We start from the raw sequence: 20,425 nt of genomic DNA, 5'->3' as shown, positions 1-20,425 counted from the left end.
GCGTGAGGCCCTGCAGGTGTGGGTGAACCACTACAACTATCATCGGCCTCATACCTCCTGCGGAGAGGCTCCTCCGGCCTCGTTGGCCCCGGTGCGTGTCAACAACGTCATGACCTCTTACACCTAGTGAGGCCGCCCACGCCTCACCAGGGGACGCCCGCGCCGGGGCCGTGGGCGCGGTCACCCCACCGGGTGAGACCGTCCACTCGGCCGCGTCTCAGGCAGGGAGCCGGCGTGCGGGACCACGTAAGGTCGGGAGGATGAGCGATCCGACACCGCCCTCGACCGAGCCCATGATCCCCGAGCAACCCGGGAACCATCCGTCCTCGGCGACCGCCCCCGACGCCGGCGTCGCCCCTGCCACCTCCGCCGCGGCCGCCCGCGACCGCGTCCTGCTGCCGTGGGTGTTCTGGCCCTCCGCGGTCATCGTGCTCTCCTTCGTGGGGGCCACGCTGCTCGCCCCCGACCAGATGACCGTGGGCATCGGCCTGGTCCAGCAGGCCATCATCACGAACTTCTCGTGGTGGTACGCGCTCGTCGCTCTGTTCTTCGTGCTGTTCTGCGGCTACCTCGCGTTCTCCCGCAAGGGCGGGATCACGCTGGGCAAGCCCGATGAGAAGCCCGAGTTCTCCACGCTGTCCTGGTTCTCCCTGCTCTTCGCGGCGGGCATGGGCATCGGCCTCGTGTTCTTCGGCATGACCGAGCCGCTCATGCACTTCACCGATCCGCGGCCCGACGTGGCGGCCGCCAACCCCACCCAGGCGGAGGCCGCCCAGTCGGCGCTGGCCACCACGTTCCTGCACTGGGGCCTGCAGCCCTGGGCGATCTACGCGGTGGTGGGCGTGGCGGTCGCGCTGGCCATCCACCGGCGCGGCCGTCCCCTCGCGCTGCGCTGGGCCTTCGAGCCGCTGATCGGCGAGCGCCGCGTGCGCGGCGGCTGGGGCCACCTGATCGACAACATCGCCCTCATCGGCACCGTCTTCGGCGTGGCCACCTCGCTGGGCCTCGGGGTCACCCAGATGTCCGCGGGCCTGCGCGCGCTGGGCATCGTGCCCGAGGACAGCCCCTGGCTCGAGTACGCCATGATCGGCGCGGTCACCTGCGTGGTGCTCTACACCGTGGTCTCCGGCGTGGAGCGCGGCATGAAGTGGCTGTCCAACACCAACCTGATCCTGGCCGCCGGCCTGCTGCTGTTCATCGCGATCGTGGGACCCACCGCGTTCCTGTTCAAGGAGATGGTGCAGTCCCTCGGCTCCTACATGCAGTACTTCTTCGCGAACTCGCTCAACGTCTCCGCGTTCTACGGCGCCGAGGGCGACGCGTGGCAGGCCGGCTGGAGCGCGTACTACTGGGGCTGGTGGATGTCCTGGACGCCGTTCGTCGGCATCTTCATCGCCCGCATCTCGCGCGGTCGCACCGTGCGCGAGTTCATCGCCGGCGTGCTGCTGGTGCCCACCATGGTGGGCGTGGTCTGGTTCGGCATCCTGGGCGGCACCGCGATCTTCCTCGAGACCACCCGCCCGGCCGGGTACACCTCCGTGGTGGGCGCGGACGGCGCCATCGACTCGAACACCGCGCTCTTCCAGGTGCTCGAGCAGCTGCCCGCGGGCACGATGCTCGTGGTCGGCGCCATTATCCTCTCGGGCATCTTCTTCATCACCTCCGCCGACTCGGGCTCGCTCGTGATGGGCATGCTCGCCACGGGCGGCGACGTGAACCCGAAGGCCACGGTGAAGATCTTCTTCGCCATCGCCACCTCGCTCATGGCCGCGGCCCTGCTGGCCGCCGGCGGCCTGTCCGCGATCCAGGTCCTGGCCATCACCATCGGCCTGCCGTTCTCCGTGATGATGCTGCTGATCTGCCTGGCCACGTTCCGCTCGCTCGGCTACTCCGTGGCGCGGGTGGAGGCGGTGCGCCGCCAGGCCATGCTGGCCTCCATCAAGGACCGCCTGGGCCTCGAGTCCGACGACGACGAGGTGATCGACGCCGGCCCCGTGGCGGCGTCGCAGTGGTGGGCCTCGCTCAGCCGCGACCACCAGCAGCGGATCGCCGATGCGGCCGCCGGCGTCCCGGCCTCGGAGGGGCCCCGCCGCACCCGGCTGCGCCGCCACGAGCACTGACGTCCGCCCCCGGGCGCCCTCCCGGCCCCGACGAGAACGGCCCCTGTCCCGCGCGGGACAGGGGCCGTCGTCGTCGTGGGGGTCAGTCCTCGTGGGACTGGCGGGTGCGGACCACCGGCAGGGTGCCGGTGCGGCTGTGGGCCGCGGCCGACGTGCGGGTGCCCGTGACGAACCAGGCGAGGGTCAGGACCGCGACCCACACGAGACCGATGATGAGCGCGCGGCGCGAATCCGGGATGGTAGCCATGGTGATCACCACGGTGGCCACAAACGCCAGGCCCAGGTAGGTGCCGACGTTGCCCAGCGGCATGGGGAAGGGGGACGGCTCCGCGCCCTGCTCCGCGACGCGCCTGCGCATGGCGCGGTGGGACAGGAAGATCATGGCCCAGGTCAGCACCACGGCGAACGAGGCGACGCCGGCCACCAGGCTGAAGGCGTTCGGGTCCACGGTGATCAGCACCGCGCCGAGCACCATCACGCCCAGCGTCACGGCCACGGACAGCCACGGCACGCCGCCGCGGTTGGTGTGGGTGAAGGCCCGGGGCGCCTGGCCGTCATGGGCCATCGCGTAGAGCAGGCGACCGGACGCGTAGATGCAGGCGTTGATCGCGGAGACGGCGGCCGTGAGCACCACGAAGTTCAGCAGGTGCGGGGCGAAGGGGACGCCGAGGCCCTCGAAGATCTGCACGAACGGGCTGGCCTTGCCGTCCACCTGGTTCCAGGGGACGAGGGCCATGATGACCGCCATCGTCAGCACGTAGAACAACAGGATGCGGATCGGCACCGTGTTGATGGCCTTGGGCAGCACCTTCTCCGGGTTCTTGGCCTCGCCCGCGGCCACGCCGAGGGTCTCGATGCCGCCGAAGGAGAACGTCACGATGGTGAGCGCGGTCAGCACGCCCAGGATGCCGTGCGGCAGGAATCCGCCGTGGTCCACGAGGTTCGCCAGGCTGGCTTGGGTGCCGTCCGCGGTGGAGGCGCCGGTGAAGAGCAGGATCACACCGCCGAAGATCATCGCCACGATGGCCCCGACCTTCACGAGCGTCAGCCAGAACTCGGCCTCGCCGAAGTTCCCGACGTGCGTGAAGTTGATCAGGCCGACCACGAGGATCGTGGCGGCGACCCAGGCCCAGGCCGGGACCCCCGGGAACCAGAACGCCATGTACGTGGTGATGGCGGCGGTGTCCGCGATGATCACGACGGCCAGCTCGAAGACGAAGGTCCAGCCGGTCACGTAGCCGGCGAAGGGGCCGAGATAACGGGAGGCATAGGCGGCGAAGGAGCCGGAGACGGGCTCACGGAGCGTCATCTCGCCGAGGGCGCGCATCACGAGGAACACGGCGGCGCCGGCGACGAGGAAGGACAGGATCACGCCCGGCCCGGCGGCCTGGATGCCGCCGGCCGAGCCGTAGAAGAGGCCGGTGCCCACCGCCGTGCCCAGGGCGATGAACATGATGTGCCGCTGGCTCAGGCCGCGGTGCAGCTGCCCGCGGTCCGTGGTGGCCGCGTCGGGCTCGGCGACGCGGGAGCCGGAGGGGGAGGTGCTCACGTGAAGTCTCCGCTCGAAGGGGGTGGATCAGGACACGCCATGGTGACTCGTGACACAGCGTTCATGCCACTTTGTCCGGTGTGATGCGAGTCATCGTGGACGTTACGTCGAGTTCATCCGACCGTGCCGGATGATGTGGCCTCGGCCACCGCTGATTCCTCGCGGAAGATCTGTGGCGCCCCGGCGGGTCCCGGGGCGTGCCCGGCTCAGTCCATGAGCAGCCACGCGGCGGCGTCGTGCGCGAGCTGCCCGTCCTGCACGGCCTCTGCCTCCTCGAGGGAGAACAGGGCCCGGGAATGGCCCGCGGGCAGGTCGACGGGATCGGTCGACAGGTTCGCCATCACGAGCACGGTGCGCGCCGGGATCGGCTCGCCCGAGCCCAGGTGCCGGCCACCGCCCGAGGTGACCGTGAACGCCAGCACCCCGCGTGCGGGGTCGTGGTGCTCGGACCACGCGAACGTGCCCGTGCCCAGGTCGAGCTCGCCGCGGATCTGCAGCAGACGCCGGTACAGCTCGAACACGGAGCCCTCGACGCCGACCTGCCGGTCCGCCGCCAGCGCCCGGAAGGACGCGGGCTGGGGCAGCCACGGCGCGGCGACGCCCTCGGCGGCGGACGCGGGGCCGTCGTCGTCCGCGGGGGTCGAGAAGCCGTAGGACGTCTCGTCCGCGGCCCACGGCAGAGGGATGCGGCAGCCGTCGCGGCCGGGCTCCTTGCCGTCCGTGCGGAAGAAGTACGGGTCCTGGCGATGCTCGGCGGCGAGGGTGGTGTGCTCGGGCAGGCCCAGCTCGTCGCCCTGGTAGATGTACGCGGAGCCGGGCAGGCCCAGCTCCACCATCGCGGCGGCGCGGGCCCGACGGCGACCGACCGCCTCGTCTGGCTGCTCGTCCTCGGCCGTGATGCCGGCGGGGTAGGAGCTCGGGTCGGCGAGGCCGTAGCGGGAGGCGTGGCGCACCGTGTCGTGGTTCGAGAGCACCCAGGTGTTCGGGGCGCCGACCCGGCCGGCCTGCTCGAAGGACCGGTCGATCGCGTGGGTCAGCGAGGCGGCGTCCCAGCCGGCCATGAGGTAGGTGAAGTTGAAGGTCTGGTGCATCTCGCCGGGGCGGACGTACCGGAACATCCGCGAGAGCGGGGCCACCCACGCCTCGGCCACCATCATCGGCTCGTGGTCGTAGGAGTCCAGGACCCGCCGCCAGTCCCGGTAGACTTCGTGGACGCGGTCCTGGTCCATGAACGGGGTGAGCGGCTCGAAGGTGTCCGGGTCGAACGTGGGGTCGGCGTCCTCGCCCGCGTCCGTGACCATGCCCATGCGGGAGTGCTCGGCGTCCGGGTAGCCGGGCTGCTTGATGAGCCCGTGGGCCACGTCCACCCGGAAGCCGTCCACGCCGCGGTCCAGCCAGAACCGCAGGATGGAGCGGAACTCCTCGCGCACCTCCTCGTTCTCCCAGTTCAGGTCCGGCTGCGTGGTGTCGAACAGGTGCAGGTACCACTGGCCCGGGGTGCCGTCCGCCTCGGTCACACGGGTCCAGGCCCCGCCGCCGAACGTGGACTCCCAGTTGTTGGGGGGCAGCTCGCCGTGCTCGCCGCGGCCCTCGGCGAAGTGGTAGCGGGCGCGCTCGGGGGAGCCGGGGGCGGCGGCCAGGGCGGCCTGGAACCACGCGTGCTCGGACGAGGTGTGGTTCGGCACGAGGTCCACGACCACGCGGATGCCGGCCTCGTGCGCGGCGGCGATCATCTCGTCCGCGTCCGCGAGCGTGCCGAACCGCGGGTCCACGGCGCGGTAGTCCGCGACGTCGTAGCCGGCGTCGTGCTGCGGGGAGAGGTAGAAGGGCGAGAGCCAGATCGCGTCCACGCCGAGCTGGGCCAGGTAGTCGAGGCGCGAGGTGACGCCGCGCAGGTCGCCCATGCCGTCCCCGTCCGCGTCCGCGAAGGAGCGCGGGTACACCTGGTAGATCACGGCGTCCACCCACCACGGTGTGACGGGCCGGTTCCGGGCTTCCGAGGGCGGGGTGCTCAGGCGCTGCGTGGTCATGGGATCCACCCTAGGCCCGACGCGGGAGCGCGCGCCCCGCGTGAGCGGCGTCGGCGGCGTGGTGTGCGTCTCGGCCGCCTCGGGGCGGCCCCACCCCGGTGCGCCGGGCCGGCTCAGGTCAGCCGGGCCAGCATCCCGACGGTGGCCCAGCGACGGTTCAGCCGTTCCTGCGCGACGCCGGCGGTCGCCTCGTCACCCTCCTCGAGGGCGTCGATGAGCGTCCACAGGTCGAAGACGGAGTCGTCCGGCCACACGTGCCGCGTGAGGCCGCCGTAGTCCAGCTCGATCCACGAGTCGGGGTGGAACGCGCCGAGCCACTCCACCATCACCGTGAGCTCGCCGATCAGCTCCGCATCCGGGGCGTGCCGCGCGAGCACCGCCGCCGCGTGCCCGGCCCGCTCCCGGGCGGCCACGATCGGGGCGCGCCGGTACGCCGTGCGCTCGCCGTCCACGAGGCGCTTCACCGGCTCCTCGGGGTCGAACACCGTGAGCCAGCCGTGCGGCACACCCCACGTGGCCGTGCGCGTCTGCACGCGGTGGTGCTCCGGCGCGCCGCCCTCGTCCTGCGGGTCCTGGCCCGCCGCGTCCGGGTCGGGGGAGAGGCCCCACTCGTCCTCGAGCGCCACGAGCGCGCGGCCGCGGTTCATGGCGCGCGCCGCCGGCGGGATGGCGGCCTCGTGCAGCCGCGGCAGCATCGTCTCCTCGAGCATGGCCGCGGCCATCTCGGCGCGCAGGCCCCGCTCGTCCGGGCAGTAGAAGGCGGAGCGGTGCTCGTCCTGGAGGACCCGCACCAGGTCGTCCTCACCGGGTTCCGGGAACGGGTCGGCCACGGGCCGGGCCAGGCGACGCCGGGCCCGTTCGGCCGCCTCGGCCTCGACCTCGGCACGGGTGCGGTGGCCGCCGGCGATCAGCCGCGCCTGGACCGCGTCCGGGAACGCGGCCAGCGGCTGGAAGACGCGCAGGTGCGCGGTGCCGCGCGCGACACCCGGGGGCGGGCCGCCGTCGTCGTGGGTCATCGCGGGCTCGTCCGTGGTTCAGCCCAGCTCGACGACCACGGGCGCGTGGTCCGAGGCGCCCTTGCCCTTGCGCTCCTCGCGGTCGATCCAGGCGTCCGTGACCGTCCGTGCGAGGGCGGGGGAGCACAGCTGGAAGTCGATGCGCATGCCCTTCTTCTTGGGGAAGGCCAGGCCCGTGTAGTCCCAGTACGTGTACACGCCGGGGCCGGGGTGGCGCGGGCGCACCACGTCCACCAGCCCGGCGTCCTCGAACGCGTGGAACGCCGCGCGCTCGGCCGGGGAGACGTGCGTGTAGCCCTCGCGCTGGAACAGCTCGATGTCCCACACGTCCTCGTCCTGCGGAGCGATGTTCCAGTCGCCGGCCAGGGCGAGCCGGGTGTCCGGGTCCTCGGCGAGGCGCTCGGCCGCGTGCTCCTGGAGCACGCGCAGCCACTCGAGCTTGTAGCCCATGTGCTCGTTCTCCAGGCCGCGCCCGTTGGGCACGTAGAGGCTCCACAGGCGGACCGGGGCGACGCCGTCGGCCGCCTCGGCGCCCACGGTCGCCCCGATGGCGCGGGACTCCTCCTGCGGGTCCACGCCGCCCTTGCCGAAGTGCGGCTGGCCGGGGAAGCCGCGCTGCACGTCGCTCAGGCCGACGCGGGAGGCGATGGCCACGCCGTTCCACTGCGAGGTGCCGTTGTGGACCACCTCGTAGCCGGCGCGCTCGAAGAGCTCCCACGGGAAGTTCTCGTCCCGGCACTTGGTCTCCTGGATGGCCAGGACGTCGATGTCATGGCGCTCGAGGAAGGCCTCGACGCGGTCGGCGCGGGCACGGAGGGAGTTGACGTTCCAGGTGGCGATCTTCACCCGGCCAGGCTATCGAAGGGCGCGGACACCGTGGGATCGGCGCCTCAGCGCCACCAGTCGTCGTGGATCGTCACCGGCGTGGTGCGCTTGTGGCGGCTGCGGAGCCAGATGCCCTCGAGCTTCTCCGCGACCTCGGTCGGGACGTCCTTGCCCTCGAGGTAGTCGTCGATGTCCTCGTACGTCATCCCGAGTTCGGCCTCGTCCGTCTGGCCCGGCGTGCCGTCCAGCAGGTCCGCGGTGGGCACCTTGTTCCACAGGGGCTCGGGGGCTCCGAGTTCGCGGCCCAGCGCCCGCACCTGCCGCTTGTTCAGGCCGGCCAGCGGCAGGACGTCCGCGCCGCCGTCGCCGAACTTCGTGTAGAACCCGGTGACGGCCTCGGCCGCGTGGTCCGTGCCGATCACCAGCTGCCCGTGGGCGCCGGCCACCGCGTACTGGGCCGTCATGCGGATGCGGGCCTTCACGTTGCCCTGGTTGTAGTCCGAGATCGGCTCCCCCACGGCCTCAGCGAAGGCGGCGGCCAGACCCTGCACGGCCTCCGCGATGTTCAGGGTGACGTCCTGATCCGCACCCACGAAGTCCATGGCCGCCCGGGCATCCGCCTCGTCGTGCTGCACCTTGTAGGGCAGGCGCACGGCGGTGAACCGGGGGTTCTCGCGGGAGGGCACGACGTCGGCGCCCACCCCCGCCTCACCCGGCGGGGCGGTGCCGGGGCCGCCCAGGGCGACGGCGTCCGTGACGCCGAGCTGGGCGCGGCGACGCTCGACGGCGAGCTGGGCCAGCCGGCCACCCACCGTGGAGTCCACGCCGCCGGAGATGCCCAGGACGAAGCCGGACGCGCCCGTGGCCGCGAGGTAGTCGGCGAGGAAGGCCACGCGCCGTTCGACTTCGGCCGCCGGGTCGATCTCGGGGAGGACGCCCTGCTGGGCGATGATCCGCTGCTGGAGTTCACGCATGCCGGTCAGCGTAGGACCGGCCCCGCGCACGGGGACAGGGTCGGTCGGCGACGACGGCTCACGCGTCCGGGTGCCCCAGGTTGCGGGCGATGCGGCGCAGGACGCGGACGGCGTCGTCGATCTGGTCCCGCGGGACGTCCGCCGTCGCTTCGGCACGCAGGGCCTCGACCGCCTCGCCCACGCGGGCGCCCGCAGTGCGGCCCGTGGCGGTGAGGGTGTAGAGGTCGCCCTCGACCGTCACCCAGTGGGACTCGACCAGCTCCTCGATCTGACCGGGCACCGCGCCGCGCTGCTCCTCCTCGAAGCCGGCCTCGAGCTCGGCGCGGGACTGCGGGGCCACCGTGAGGGTGTTCAGCAGCTGCCACTGGGCGCGGGTGAGGCCGTGCTCCTCGAGGCTCTCGGCCACGCGCGCCGCGATCAGGCCCTCGGTGAGGGTGAGCCAGTGCGCCAGGGGCAGGCCGGAGGGGTGCTGGACGGCGGCGTCGTCGTGCGGGATCTCGCTCATGACCCGAGCCTAGCCAGGCCGGGACGGAAGCGGCAGGGGCGGTCGGGCCCGCACTAGCATGGGCGGCATGACCGACGCGCAGACCCCCACCGTCCCCACGCCCGAGCAGGACCGCGAGCGGCTCAAGCAGCTCATCCAGGAGCTGGCCGTGGTGCACGGCCGCGTGACCCTGTCCTCCGGCAAGGAGGCGGACTACTACGTGGACCTGCGTCGCGTCACCCTGCACCACGAGGCCGCCCCGCTGATCGGCCGCGTGATGCTGCGCCTGCTCGAGGAGAACGGGATCGGGTTCGACGCCGTGGGCGGTCTCACCATGGGCGCCGACCCCGTGGCCACCGCGATGATGCACCAGGCCGGCGCCGCGGGCCGCGCGCTCGACGCGTTCGTGGTGCGCAAGGCGCAGAAGTCGTACGGCATGGGCCGGCAGGTGGAGGGCCCGGGCGTGGACGGCCGCCGCGTCGTCGTGCTGGAGGACACCTCGACGACGGGCGGCTCCGCGCTCACCGCCGTCGAGGGCGTGCGCAACGCCGGCGGCGACGTCCAGGCCGTGGCCGTGATCGTGGACCGTGCGACCGGCGCCGCCGAACGCGTGGCCGAGGAAGCGGGGGTGCCGTACCTGTACGCGTTCGGCAAGGACGAGCTCGGCCTCGACTGAGCCTCGGACGGCCCCGCGCGCCGCCCGCCTAGAGCCAGTCCGCGCGCTTGAACAGCACGAACAGCGTGAGGGCCACCGCCAGCATGAGTCCCAGGGCGAACGGATAGCCGAACGCCCAGTGCAGCTCGGGCATGCCGTCGAAGTTCATGCCGTACACCGAGCCCACCAGCTGCGGCGCGAAGATGATCGCCGCCCAGGACGAGATCTGCTTGACCTGCTCGTTCTGGGCGATCGACTGCTCGGCCAGCCGCTTCGAGGCCAGCGTCGAGTCCAGCTCGAGGGCGCTGTTGAGCATCTGGCGCATGGTCATCACGCGCTCGTTGATCTGGACGGCGTGGTCGTGGACGTCGCGCAGGCGGCGCAGGTTCTCCACCTCGAGGCGCGCCTGATCGCTGAGCTCCTCGTCCTCCCAGGCGTGGGCGTCGTCGCGCCGGGGCAGGCCGTCGGCGTCGAGGCGGCGGGTGTCCTCGTGCAGGCGGGTGCGCACCTCCTCCTGGAGCTGCTCCACGATGAACGGCAGCGCGCGGATGGCGTGCTGGAAGTTCAGCACCTCGCGGGAGAGCTCGTAGATGCGCCGGGAGACGTGCCCGTCGCCGGCGAAGACCTGGTCCTCGATCTCCGCGATGTCCTGTTCGAGGCCGTCGGCCACCGGGAAGTAGTCGTCCACGACCCGGTCCAGGATCTCCAGGGTGACCTGCCACGGCCCCATCGCGAGACGCTCGCGGCCCTCCGTCTCCAGGGACCGACGCACGGCGGCCAGGTCCGGCTCCTCCGCGTGGCGCACCGTCACCACGTAGTGCTCGCCGGTGAAGACGCTCAGCTCGCCGAACTCCACGGTCTCGGTGCGGTCGATGTAGCGGGCCGGGTGCAGGACCATGAACGAGTCCTCGCCGTAGCGGTCCAGCTTGGCGCGCTCGCCTCCGGCGAGGGCGTCCTCGACGGCGAGCGGGTGCAGGCGCAGCTCCTCCGCGACCGCTTGGAGCTCGGCCACGTCCGGGCGGTACAGGCCCAGCCAGGCCATGCCGCCGGTGCGCTCGCACTCCTCCCAGGTGTCCTCGAGGGTGGAGGGGGCGTGGACGCGCCGCCCGTCCACGTACACGGCGTTGTCGATCATGCTCACCAGGACATTCTCCCCGACGGTGGCCCCCGGCGTATTCCAGGATGCGCGCGCTACGGTGGCGCCATGAAGACTCCGCGCCATGCCCCGCCCGTCGTCCGCGACGGCAAGACCCTGCTCCCCGCCCACGCCGTCTCCACGGCCCCGGTCACCGCATTCGGTCTGATCGGCGGCTACCTGACCGCCCGTGAGACCGGCATCCGCCCGCTCGGCGGCGTCGTGCTGGCAGCCGCCGGCCTGTACGCCGGCCGGACGTGGCTGGCCAAGCGGGGGCCGGCCGTCGCCGGGGGCCTGGCCGCCCTGTACCTCGGCGGCTTCGGCGCCTCCCACCCGCTGGCCAAGAAGATCGGCGCGTGGCCGGCGGTGCTCTCCGTGGCCGCGGTGTCCGCCGGGGCCGCCTGGGCCGCCGTCGACCGGTCCGAGGCCGGCCGCTGAGCGAGCCCGCGCCGGCCGAGGACGGCGCCGCGCCCCGCGAGGTCGGCGTCGGCCCGTGGACCGGCCCGTGGCCGGAGGACCCCCGCTACGACCCGGAGCTGCTCGCGCTTGGCGACCGCCGCAACGTGCTCGACCGCTACCGCTACTGGAGCCTCGAGGCGATCGTCGCGGACCTCGACGCGCGGCGGCACCCGTTCCACGTGGCCATCGAGAACTGGCAGCACGACCTGAACATCGGCACCGTCGTGCGCACCGCCAACGCGTTCAACGCCGCCGGGGTGCACATCATCGGGCGGCGCCGCTGGAACCGGCGCGGCGCCATGGTCACCGACCGGTACCTGCACGTGCGCCACCACGAGACGGTGGCGGCGTTCACCGGGTGGGCGGCGGGGGAGGGGCTGCCCGTGCTCGGCGTGGACCTGTTCCCCGAGTCGGTGCCGGTGGAGACCTTCGACTTCCCGCGTGCCTGCGTGCTCGTCTTCGGGCAGGAGGGGCCGGGACTCTCGGCGGAGGTGCGCGCGGCGTCGAGCGCGGTGCTGTCCATCGCGCAGTACGGCTCCACCCGCTCGATCAACGCGGGCGTGGCCGCCGGCATCGCGATGCACGCGTGGATCCGGCAGCACGCGGCCGTCCCCTGAGTCCGGCGCGAGCCAGACGATTCCGCGCTGAAAGGAGCCTCTGGACCGCAGATTCGTCTGGCTCGCCGCGCAGAACGGCGCAGGACCGCGCAGGACCGCGCCGACGACGTGCGGCGTGACGGCCTCAGCCCGCGAAGGGCCGGGCCGGCAGACCCGTCACCCCCGGGCGGACGGCGAACAGGGCCCCGGCCAGCGGGTCCTCGCCGCGCTCCAGGTTCTCCCAGGAGGTGGTGATGTAGAGGGTGCCGAGGTCGTCGCCGCCGAAGGTGCACGCCGTCGTCTTCTGCACGGGCACCTCGACCACCTCGTCGAGCGTCCCCTCGGGCGTGTACCGGTGGATCTGCCCGTGGCTGATCACGGCCACCCAGATCCCGCCCTCGGCGTCCACGGTGAGTCCGTCCGGCTTGCCCTCCCCGTCGAGCACGTCCACGAGCACGCGGCGGTTCGTCAGGCCCTCCTCGCGGGAGTAGTCGAACACGGCCACCTGCCGTGTGGGGGTGTCGTTGTAGTAGGCCCGCGTGCCGTCGGGGCTCCACTCCAGGCCGTTGGACGTCGTCGCGCCGGTCAGCACGACGTCCACCTCGCCGGCGCCGCCGTCGGGCCCGGGGGCGAGCCGGTAGAGGTTCGCCGCGCCGGGGGTCTTGGCGTACGCCATGGTGCCGCAGTGGAACCGGCCGTCCGGGTCGCAGCCGCCCTCGTTCATCCGGATCCCGGCGTCCGCGCCCCACAGCTCGGGCAGCGTCGTCAGCTCGCCCTCGGGCGAGATCAGGGCGAAGCCCCGCTCCACCGCGACGACGGCGCCACCCCCCGCACGCGGGCGCAGCGCGGCGGCCACGTCGCCGACGTGCGTGCGGTCCACCGTCCCGTCGGTGCGCAGGGACAGGACGTCCCCGGCGAGCATGTCCACCCAGCGCAGGCCGCCGCCGGCGGTCACGCCCTCGGCGGCGCTGCCCCACGAGGCGGCCCAGACGGGGCCCTCGCCGTGGTAGGCGATGGGATCGGTGACCTGCTCGGCGCGCATGACTGCTCCTTCGGTGGGCGGGACGGTCCTGGCCCCGACGCTAGCCGAGGCTCAGAACCACCCGCACGAGTCGGCGGTCCAGCGGTCGGCGAGGGTCGCGTCCAGGAACGCCCCCATCCGCGGCAGCGAGGCCACGTGGCCGCCCACGTGGGTCGGGGTGAGGAGCGGGTCGAAACGCACCCGCGCGCCCTCCGCGCACCAGCGGCGGCCCAGGTCGCGGCCGGTGCGGTACGGGATGACGTCGTCCGTGACGGAGTGCGCGATCATCACCGGCACGTCCGGACGGCGGCCCGGTGCGCCGATCCGCTGCTCGGCGAGGATCCCGGCCAGCTCGGCATCGGAGCGGACGAGCTCAGGGAAGTCCTGCCCCGTGTGGGTCAGTGTGGCGGAGTCGAGGTGCGCGTAGGCGAGGCTGCCCACCATGCAGGTCTCGGCCGCGCCGGCGAGGGCCGTCAGGCCGGTCTCGTTGAGGTGCGTGGCCGGGTCCACGTCGTACGCGGCGAGCTGCCCGGCCATCGCGTAGAGCAGGAAGGCCGCGTACAGGCCGCCGTCGATCCGGTCCGCGACCTGCACGAGGTCGGCCGGCGGGGCGCCCACGTAGGCGCCCTTGAGGTCCAGCTCCGGGGCGTAGTCGGACGCGAGCTCGGCGGCGGCCGCGGCCGCCCCGCCGCCCTGCGAGTAGCCCGCGAGCGCGACCGGCGCGGTCGCGGTGACGCCCGACCCCGACACCTGGGCGGCCGCGCGCACCGCGTCGAGGACGGCGTGCGCCTGGGCCTCCCGGACCATGTAGGTGTGCGTGCCCGGGGTGCCCAGGCCCTCGTAGTCGGTGACCACCACGGCGTGGCCGCGACTCAGCAGGGAGGTGATCCCCACGCCTTCGTACTGTTCGCCGGTCGAGAGGGTCCGCGAGGGGGCGCAGCGGTCCGCCGCCCCCTGGGTCCCCACCGCGTAGCTGATCACGGGACGCTCGCCGCTGCCCGTCCAGGGCGCGGTGGGGGTCAGCACGGTGCCGGTCACGGCGATGGGTCGGCCCTGGGCATCCTGCGAGGCGTACATGATGCGCGTGGCGTGCGCCGGCACCTGCACCAGCCGCACCGGGTCCAGGTAGAAGGCGGTGGGCTCGGTGCGGATCAGGGCGCCGGGGGTCGCGGGCACGGTGGCGGGCGGCAGGTAGAAGGGGTCGTCGGCCGAGGCCGCCGCCAGGGTGTCCCGGGCCGCGTTCCAGCGGGCGTCCTCGGCCGTCGTGGCCGGCTGCGAGAGGTCCGCGACGGCGGAGCTCACCTCCGGTGCGTCCGGGGCCGGGGCGGACTCCTGGGCCAGGGCCGCGTGTGGCGCGCCGAACCCGGCGACGACAGCCAGGGCGGCGGCCAGGGCGAGGGGGCGGGAGGGGCGGTGGGCGGGGGCCATGGCGGTCTCCGGTCTCTCGGATGCGAATGTGACGCCGCTCACCCTAGGCAAACGGCGGGGTCGTGCCCAGGCCGGCGTCGCCGTCGGGTCCGGGACCCTGGGGCGGGTCCGGCCGCGCGGATAGGATGTGCCCGAGGGTGTCGCGCTCGCCGCGCTCCCCCGCCTGCCCGAGTCGACGACGCCTAGGAGCTGCAGCATGCCCATCGCATCCCCGGAGAAGTACGCCGAGATGATCGACGCCGCCAAGAACGGCGCCTTCGCCTTCCCGGCGATCAACGTCACCAGCTCCCAGACCCTGAACGCCGCCATCCGCGGCTTCGCCGAGGCCGGCTCGGACGGCATCGTCCAGGTCTCCACCGGCGGCGCCGCCTACTTCTCCGGCTCCTCCGTGAAGGACATGGTCGCCGGCTCGCTGGCCTTCGCCGCGTTCGCGCGCGAGGTCGCCAAGAAGTACTCCGTGAACATCGCCCTGCACACGGACCACTGCCCCCAGGACAAGCTCGAGGGCTTCGTCCTGCCCCTGCTGGACGCCTCGGAGGCCGAGGTGAAGGCCGGGCGCGACCCGATCTTCAACTCCCACATGTGGGACGGCTCCGCCGAGACCCTCGAGGAGAACCTGCGGATCGGCCGCGAGCTGCTCGCGCGCACCCACGCCAACAAGCAGATCCTCGAGGTGGAGATCGGCGTCGTGGGCGGCGAGGAGGACGGCGTGGCCCACGAGATCAACGAGAAGCTCTACACCACCGTCCAGGACGGCATCGCCACGGTGGAGGCCCTCGGCCTCGGCGAGCACGGTCGCTACCTCACCGCGCTGACCTTCGGCAACGTGCACGGCGTCTACAAGCCGGGCAACGTGAAGCTGCGCCCGGAGATCCTGCAGGAGATCCAGCAGGCCGTGGGCGAGAAGTTCGGCAAGGAGCGCCCGTTCGACCTCGTGTTCCACGGCGGCTCCGGCTCCGCCGCCCAGGAGATCGCCGACTCGGTGGAGTACGGCGTCGTGAAGATGAACGTGGACACGGACACCCAGTACGCGTTCACCCGCCCGGTGGCCGGGCACATGTTCGAGAACTACGACGGCGTCCTGAAGGTCGACGGCGAGGTCGGCGACAAGAAGCAGTACGACCCCCGCGTGTGGGGCGCCAAGGCCGAGGAGGCCATGGCCGCCCGCGTGGTCCAGGCCTGCACCGAGCTGAACTCGGCCGGCAAGAGCATCGGCTGACCCCGCCGTCCGCCGCGCCGGCCCGCACCCTCGCGTGAGGGTGCGGGCCGGCGTCGTCCTCAGCCCTCCCGCTCCTCCTGGGCCTGGAGGAACTCGAAGACCTCGCGCTCGTCCACACCGGGGAAGGTCTGCGTGGGCATGGCCGCCAGCAGATGCGCGTGCATGCGGGCCGCGGGCCACACGTGCCCGCCCCACGCGGCCTCGAGCTCGGGGTCGGGGCGGCGGCAGCAGCGCGGATCCGGGCACGTGGAGGTGACCCGGTGGCGGGTGTCCGCGCCGCGGAAGTACCGGGCATGCTCGAACGGGGTGCCCACGGAGAGGGCGAACAGTCCGTCGGGGCCGTTCTCGATCATCGAGGTGCACCAGAACGTCCCGTTGGGCGAGTCCGTGTACTGGGCGTGGGCGCGGAACCGGTCGTTGCGGGAGAACGCCTGCCGTGCGCCCCACTTCCGGCACGCCTGCTGGCCCTCGATCGCACCGGTGTGGTCGGCGGGGAACACGATCCCGTCATTCTCGTAGGCCTTGTGGATCACCCCGGTCTCGTGGACCTTCTGGAAGTGGCAGCGGATGCCCAGGTCCACGGTGGCCAGGTTGGTGAACCGGTGCGCGGCGGCCTCGTAGGAGACGCCGAACGCGTCCTTCAGGTCGTCCACGGACAGGTCCCGGCGCTTCTGGGCGGCCCGCAGCAGCGACGACGCCGCCCGCTGCGGCATGAGCAGCGCGCCCGCCAGGTAGTTCACCGCCACACGCTGGGCGAGGAAGTCCTCGTAGTCCCGCGGCTCGCCGTGGCCCAGGACGGCGGCGGCGAGGGCCTGGAGCACCACGGTGCGGCGGTCATGGTCTGAGGAGCGGGAGCCGCTGATGTGGATGCGCCCGTGCTTGAGGTCCGTGACGGAGCGCGTGGAGTGCGGCAGGTCCGGGACGAAGCGCAGGGTGAAGCCGAGGTGCTCGGCCAGCTCCGAGACCGCGTGCAGGCCCAGCGGCCCGCCCGTGTGGCCGATCGCGTCGAGCAGCCGATGCGCCTCGGCCTCGAGGTCGGGGTAGTGGTTGTCCACCGCGCGCATCTGGGCGCGCAGCTGGGCGTTGGCGCGGCGCGCCTCCTCGGGGGTGGCGGCCTGCTCCTCCAGGCGACGGCGCAGCTCGGCCTCCAACCCCGCGATCACCTCGAGGACCTCGGTGGGGGTGCGGGGCCCGATGCGCAGCGGCGGCAGGCCGAGGGAGGCGTAGTGCTCCGAGCGCGCGAACCGTTCGACCTCGATCTCCAGTTCGGCCCGCCGGGTGGGGGCCCGGCCGGTGAGCAGGTCCTCGACCGGCACGCCCAAAACCTCGGCGATCCGCTGGACCAGCGAGAGCCGCGGCTCGCGGCGGGCGTTCTCCACGAGGGACAGGTGCGAGCCGCTCACTCCCGTGCGCTCCGCGAGCTGGTCCAGGGTGAGGCCGGCCTGCTTGCGCAGGTGCCGAACGCGGCGGCCCAGCGCGACGGCGTCCACGGTCGCGCTGTCCTCGGGAAGCGGGCGGGTCATCATGCGCGGAACTGTAGACGGAACCGGGGAGGAGATCACGTGTTTCGGAAAGAAAGTCACATTCTTGACAAGCGGGGGGCCGTTGCCGTGATCCAGGCCACATGGGGGCGCAAGGACCGTCACGTTCTGACCCAGTGGCAGGAACAGCCGGAGTTTCCACCGATTTTGTGCTCCAGAGGGCCTTGCCCGGGGCCAAGGTGGATGTCAACGGCAGCGACGGACACGTCGCACCGAACCCTTCACGAACCGGACCGATCCTCAGGAGGACGTCATGACCACCCAGCCCCACCACTCCACTCCCGCCTCCGCCGAACAGCTCCAGCACGACTGGGACAACAACCCCCGCTGGGCCGGCGTCGAGCGCAGCTTCACCGCCGAGGACGTCGTCCGTCTCCGCGGCCGCATCCAGGAGGAGCACACGCTGGCCCGCCGCGGCGCCGAGAAGCTGTGGACCCAGCTGAAGGACGAGAACGCCCGCGGTGAGTTCACCAACGCCCTCGGCGCCCTCACCGGCAACCAGGCCGTCCAGCAGGTCAAGGCCGGGCTGCGCGCCATCTACCTCTCCGGCTGGCAGGTCGCCGCGGACGCCAACCTCTCCGGCCACACGTACCCGGACCAGTCCCTGTACCCGGCCAACTCCGTGCCGCAGGTGGTGCGCCGCATCAACAACGCCCTGCTGCGCGCGGACCAGATCGAGCACGCCGAGGGCGTCAGCAGCGTCGAGGACTGGCTCGTGCCGATCGTGGCCGACGCCGAGGCCGGCTTCGGCGGCCCGCTCAACGCCTACGAGCTCATGAAGTCGATGATCACCGCCGGCGCCTCCGGTGTGCACTGGGAGGACCAGCTGGCCTCCGAGAAGAAGTGCGGCCACCTCGGCGGCAAGGTGCTCATCCCCACCGGCCAGCACATCCGCACGCTCAACGCCGCCCGCCTGGCCGCCGACGTCGCCGACGTGCCCAGCGTGATCATCGCCCGCACTGATGCCGAGGCGGCCACCCTGATCACCTCGGACGTGGACGAGCGCGACGCCGAGTTCATCACCGGTGAGCGCACCGCGGAGGGCTTCTACAAGGTCCGCAACGGCGTCGAGCCCTGCATCGCCCGCGCCAAGGCCTACGCCCCCCACTCGGATCTGATCTGGATGGAGACCGGCACCCCGGACCTCGAGCTGGCCCGGAAGTTCGCCGAGGCCGTCAAGGCCGAGTTCCCGGACCAGATGCTGGCCTACAACTGCTCGCCGTCGTTCAACTGGAAGAAGAACCTCGACGACGACACCATCGCCAAGTTCCAGCGCGAGCTGGGCGCCATGGGCTACACCTTCCAGTTCATCACGCTGGCCGGCTTCCACGCCCTGAACCACTCGATGTTCGACCTGGCCAAGGGATACAACGAGCGCCAGATGTCCGCGTACGTCGAGCTGCAGGAGCGCGAGTTCGCCGACGAGGCCCGCGGCTACACCGCGACCAAGCACCAGCGCGAGGTCGGCACCGGCTACTTCGACGCCGTGTCCACCGCCATCAACCCGGACAGCTCCACGGTGGCCCTGGCGGGCTCCACGGAGTCCGGCCAGTTCCACTGATCCGCTCAGCCGAGACCGCGAGGAGGCAGTCCCATGAGCCCGCAGACCACGACCCCCACCCTGCACGAGATCCATGCCGACGACGTTCGGGAGCACACGCCCCTGCCGCATGACGTGAGCACCCAGGCCATCCCCGTCGTCATCCCCGAGGGCGCCGCCCCCGTGGTGACCGTCCACGGGCCGGTCGACGGGCGGCAGGCCGAGATCCTCACGGACGAGGCGCTGGCGTTCCTCGGCCGCCTGCACCGGCTGGCCGAGGACCGCCGCCGGCGGCTGCTCGAGGAGCGGGAGTACACCCAGCGCCGCATCACCGACGGATGGAACCCGCACTACCTGCGGTCCACCCGCCGGGTCCGCGAGGACGACTCCTGGCGTGTGGCGCCGCTGGCCCCCGGCCTGCAGGACCGCCGCGTGGAGATCACCGGCCCCGTGGATCGGAAGATGACGATCAACGCCCTCAACTCGGGCGCCTCGGGCTGGCTCGCCGACTTCGAGGACTCCTCGACGCCGTCCTGGGACCGGATGCTGGACGGGCAGGTCAACCTGTTCGACGCGATCCGCGACCAGATCGACTTCACCTCCCCCGAGGGCAAGGAGTACCGGCTGCGCGAGCGCGAGCTCACGGACCGGCCGACCATCATCGTCCGCCCGCGCGGCTGGCACCTCATCGAGGACCACATCCGTGTGGACGGCGAGCCGATGGCCGGCGCCCTCGTGGACTTCGGCCTGTACTTCTTCCACAACGCCCACGAGCTGATCCGCCGCGGCCACGGCCCGTACTTCTACCTGCCCAAGCTCGAGTCCCATCTCGAGGCGCGGCTGTGGAACTGCGTGTTCGTGGCGGCGCAGGACGAGCTGGGCATCCCCCAGGGCACCATCCGGGCCACCGTGCTGATCGAGACGATCACCGCGGCGTTCCAGATGGAGGAGATCCTGTACCAGCTGCGCAACCACGCCGCGGGCCTCAACGCCGGCCGCTGGGACTACATCTTCTCCATCATCAAGAACTTCCGGGACCGCGGGGCCGAGTTCGTCCTCCCGGACCGCTCGGAGGTGACCATGACCCAGCCGATGATGCGGGCCTACACGGAGCAGCTGGTCCGGGCCTGCCACCGGCGCGGCGCCTCGGCGATCGGCGGCATGTCCGCCGTGATCCCGGACCGCCGGAACGAGGAGGCCAACGCCGCCGCGCTGGAGAAGGTGCGCGCGGACAAGGCCCGCGAGGCCGGCGACGGCTTCGACGGCTCGTGGGTGGCGCACCCGGACCTCGTGCCGGTCGCCCGGGAGGAGTTCGACGCCGTGCTCGGCGAGGCCCCGAACCAGATCCGCACCCGCCGTCGCGAGGACGTGGAGCCGGACGAGGCCGCCCTGCTCGACGTCGCCGCGACCACGGGCTCGGTGACCGAGGCCGGCGTGCGGATGAACATCGAGGTCGGGATCCGCTACATCGAGTCCTGGCTGCGGGGGAACGGCGCCGCCGCGATCCACGGACTCATGGAGGACGCCGCCACGGCGGAGATCTCCCGGTCCCAGATCTGGCAGTGGGCCCACAACGGCACCGGTGTGCAGCTGACCGAGGGCGGCGTGCGGACCGCCAACCGCGGCTGGATGGAGCAGCTGATCCGCGAGGAGCACGCTCGGATCCTCGCCGGCCCGCTGCCCGAGGGCCACCGGTTCGAGGACGCGGTGCGCGTGTTCTGCGAGTCGGCCCTGCCGCCGGAGTACCCGGCGTTCCTCACCCTGGGCGCGTACCGCCGGCACTTCGCCAGTCAGGACGACGCCGCGGCGAAGGCCTGATCCGCCGGGCCCCAC

The 20,425-nt window shown here is 72.5% G+C and carries 18 protein-coding genes; 8 read left to right on the top strand and 10 right to left on the bottom strand.

Annotated elements, in window-relative coordinates; translation table 11 throughout:
* Together MF605_RS05495 and MF605_RS05490 are read left to right on the top strand one after the other, a co-directional pair.
* Positions 1 to 127, top strand: a 127-nt coding sequence (locus MF605_RS05495) for an integrase core domain-containing protein (RefSeq protein WP_242821245.1), incomplete at its 5' end; no start/stop codon positions are given.
* A 133-nt stretch (positions 128 to 260) separates the two neighbouring features.
* Positions 261 to 2,120 carry a BCCT family transporter gene (locus MF605_RS05490; RefSeq protein ID WP_134416820.1) on the top strand — a complete coding sequence of 620 codons (1,860 nt, stop codon included), beginning with the start codon at positions 261 to 263 and terminating at the stop codon, positions 2,118 to 2,120.
* An 82-nt stretch (positions 2,121 to 2,202) separates the two neighbouring features.
* On the opposite strand, the gene MF605_RS05485 is transcribed toward MF605_RS05490, so the two are convergent.
* From MF605_RS05485 to MF605_RS05460, 6 genes are all read right to left on the bottom strand, one after another.
* Positions 2,203 to 3,669, bottom strand: coding sequence for an amino acid permease (locus tag MF605_RS05485; protein WP_134416819.1), 1,467 nt, complete (start codon positions 3,667 to 3,669; stop codon positions 2,203 to 2,205).
* A gap of 206 nt (positions 3,670 to 3,875) precedes the next feature.
* A complete protein-coding gene (locus tag MF605_RS05480; protein WP_134416818.1) occupies positions 3,876 to 5,699 on the bottom strand; it encodes a glycoside hydrolase family 13 protein in 1,824 nt (607 codons plus the stop codon).
* Between the two features lie 113 nt (positions 5,700 to 5,812).
* Positions 5,813 to 6,715, bottom strand: a complete 903-nt coding sequence (locus tag MF605_RS05475) for a DUF8083 family protein (RefSeq protein WP_041103609.1) — start codon at positions 6,713 to 6,715, stop codon at positions 5,813 to 5,815.
* 18 nt (positions 6,716 to 6,733) lie between these two features.
* A complete protein-coding gene (locus MF605_RS05470) occupies positions 6,734 to 7,561 on the bottom strand; it encodes an exodeoxyribonuclease III (RefSeq protein ID WP_041103610.1) in 828 nt (275 codons plus the stop codon).
* Between the two features lie 44 nt (positions 7,562 to 7,605).
* Positions 7,606 to 8,514, bottom strand: a complete 909-nt coding sequence (gene nadE, locus MF605_RS05465) for an NAD(+) synthase (RefSeq protein WP_134416817.1) — start codon at positions 8,512 to 8,514, stop codon at positions 7,606 to 7,608.
* A gap of 58 nt (positions 8,515 to 8,572) precedes the next feature.
* A complete protein-coding gene (locus MF605_RS05460) occupies positions 8,573 to 9,019 on the bottom strand; it encodes a MarR family winged helix-turn-helix transcriptional regulator (protein WP_134416816.1) in 447 nt (148 codons plus the stop codon).
* Positions 9,020 to 9,077: 58 nt separating this feature from the next.
* Here MF605_RS05460 and pyrE point away from each other — a divergent pair, with 58 nt between their 5' ends.
* On the top strand, positions 9,078 to 9,674 hold the full coding sequence (gene pyrE, locus MF605_RS05455; protein ID WP_073116238.1) for an orotate phosphoribosyltransferase: 597 nt from the start codon (positions 9,078 to 9,080) through the stop codon (positions 9,672 to 9,674).
* Positions 9,675 to 9,702: 28 nt separating this feature from the next.
* Here pyrE and MF605_RS05450 read toward each other — a convergent pair whose 3' ends face one another.
* Positions 9,703 to 10,788 (bottom strand): magnesium and cobalt transport protein CorA, encoded by a 1,086-nt coding sequence (locus MF605_RS05450; protein WP_134416824.1) that lies wholly within the window; start codon positions 10,786 to 10,788, stop codon positions 9,703 to 9,705.
* Between the two features lie 69 nt (positions 10,789 to 10,857).
* Here MF605_RS05450 and MF605_RS05445 point away from each other — a divergent pair, with 69 nt between their 5' ends.
* Positions 10,858 to 11,226 (top strand): hypothetical protein, encoded by a 369-nt coding sequence (locus tag MF605_RS05445; protein WP_020626754.1) that lies wholly within the window; start codon positions 10,858 to 10,860, stop codon positions 11,224 to 11,226.
* Positions 11,223 to 11,864 (top strand): TrmH family RNA methyltransferase, encoded by a 642-nt coding sequence (locus MF605_RS05440; RefSeq protein WP_225348933.1) that lies wholly within the window; start codon positions 11,223 to 11,225, stop codon positions 11,862 to 11,864. The genes MF605_RS05445 and MF605_RS05440 overlap by 4 nt, the downstream gene beginning before the upstream one ends.
* A 124-nt stretch (positions 11,865 to 11,988) precedes the next feature.
* On the opposite strand, the gene MF605_RS05435 is transcribed toward MF605_RS05440, so the two are convergent.
* A complete protein-coding gene (locus tag MF605_RS05435; RefSeq protein WP_020626752.1) occupies positions 11,989 to 12,885 on the bottom strand; it encodes an SMP-30/gluconolactonase/LRE family protein in 897 nt (298 codons plus the stop codon).
* 51 nt (positions 12,886 to 12,936) lie between these two features.
* On the bottom strand, positions 12,937 to 14,292 hold the full coding sequence (locus MF605_RS05430; RefSeq protein ID WP_134416815.1) for a lipase family protein: 1,356 nt from the start codon (positions 14,290 to 14,292) through the stop codon (positions 12,937 to 12,939).
* Between the two features lie 196 nt (positions 14,293 to 14,488).
* Here MF605_RS05430 and fbaA point away from each other — a divergent pair, with 196 nt between their 5' ends.
* Complete coding sequence (gene fbaA / locus MF605_RS05425) at positions 14,489 to 15,511, top strand: class II fructose-bisphosphate aldolase (RefSeq protein WP_020626750.1); 1,023 nt, start codon at positions 14,489 to 14,491, stop codon at positions 15,509 to 15,511.
* A 59-nt stretch (positions 15,512 to 15,570) separates the two neighbouring features.
* Here fbaA and MF605_RS05420 read toward each other — a convergent pair whose 3' ends face one another.
* The gene (locus MF605_RS05420; RefSeq protein WP_134416814.1) at positions 15,571 to 17,037 is read right to left on the bottom strand and encodes a type II toxin-antitoxin system RelB family anti-toxin; all 1,467 of its coding nucleotides are present in this window, start codon (positions 17,035 to 17,037) and stop codon (positions 15,571 to 15,573) included.
* Between the two features lie 268 nt (positions 17,038 to 17,305).
* On the opposite strand from MF605_RS05420, the gene aceA reads away from it, so the two are divergent.
* Together aceA and aceB are read left to right on the top strand one after the other, a co-directional pair.
* Positions 17,306 to 18,613 carry an isocitrate lyase gene (gene aceA, locus MF605_RS05415; protein WP_129043255.1) on the top strand — a complete coding sequence of 436 codons (1,308 nt, stop codon included), beginning with the start codon at positions 17,306 to 17,308 and terminating at the stop codon, positions 18,611 to 18,613.
* Positions 18,614 to 18,646: 33 nt separating this feature from the next.
* The gene (aceB, locus tag MF605_RS05410) at positions 18,647 to 20,410 is read left to right on the top strand and encodes a malate synthase A (RefSeq protein WP_134416813.1); all 1,764 of its coding nucleotides are present in this window, start codon (positions 18,647 to 18,649) and stop codon (positions 20,408 to 20,410) included.
* The last annotated feature ends 15 nt before the right edge of the window (positions 20,411 to 20,425 follow it).

Origin of the sequence: Micrococcus luteus, assembly GCF_022664405.1 — a bacterium.
In the GTDB taxonomy this organism is placed as follows: Bacteria; Actinomycetota; Actinomycetes; order Actinomycetales; family Micrococcaceae; genus Micrococcus; species Micrococcus luteus.
This window is presented reverse-complemented; position numbering and strand designations above follow the sequence as displayed.

Coding starts and splice junctions, on each gene's coding strand:
- MF605_RS05450 (WP_134416824.1), bottom strand. CDS start 10,788: ATGATCGACAACGCCGTGTACGTGGACGGGCGGCGCGTCCACGCCCCC.
- MF605_RS05420 (WP_134416814.1), bottom strand. CDS start 17,037: ATGATGACCCGCCCGCTTCCCGAGGACAGCGCGACCGTGGACGCCGTC.
- fbaA (WP_020626750.1), top strand. CDS start 14,489: ATGCCCATCGCATCCCCGGAGAAGTACGCCGAGATGATCGACGCCGCC.
- aceB (WP_134416813.1), top strand. CDS start 18,647: ATGAGCCCGCAGACCACGACCCCCACCCTGCACGAGATCCATGCCGAC.
- MF605_RS05445 (WP_020626754.1), top strand. CDS start 10,858: ATGAAGACTCCGCGCCATGCCCCGCCCGTCGTCCGCGACGGCAAGACC.
- MF605_RS05480 (WP_134416818.1), bottom strand. CDS start 5,699: ATGACCACGCAGCGCCTGAGCACCCCGCCCTCGGAAGCCCGGAACCGG.
- nadE (WP_134416817.1), bottom strand. CDS start 8,514: ATGCGTGAACTCCAGCAGCGGATCATCGCCCAGCAGGGCGTCCTCCCC.
- MF605_RS05430 (WP_134416815.1), bottom strand. CDS start 14,292: ATGGCCCCCGCCCACCGCCCCTCCCGCCCCCTCGCCCTGGCCGCCGCC.
- MF605_RS05435 (WP_020626752.1), bottom strand. CDS start 12,885: ATGCGCGCCGAGCAGGTCACCGATCCCATCGCCTACCACGGCGAGGGC.
- pyrE (WP_073116238.1), top strand. CDS start 9,078: ATGGGCGGCATGACCGACGCGCAGACCCCCACCGTCCCCACGCCCGAG.
- MF605_RS05460 (WP_134416816.1), bottom strand. CDS start 9,019: ATGAGCGAGATCCCGCACGACGACGCCGCCGTCCAGCACCCCTCCGGC.
- MF605_RS05490 (WP_134416820.1), top strand. CDS start 261: ATGAGCGATCCGACACCGCCCTCGACCGAGCCCATGATCCCCGAGCAA.
- MF605_RS05475 (WP_041103609.1), bottom strand. CDS start 6,715: ATGACCCACGACGACGGCGGCCCGCCCCCGGGTGTCGCGCGCGGCACC.
- aceA (WP_129043255.1), top strand. CDS start 17,306: ATGACCACCCAGCCCCACCACTCCACTCCCGCCTCCGCCGAACAGCTC.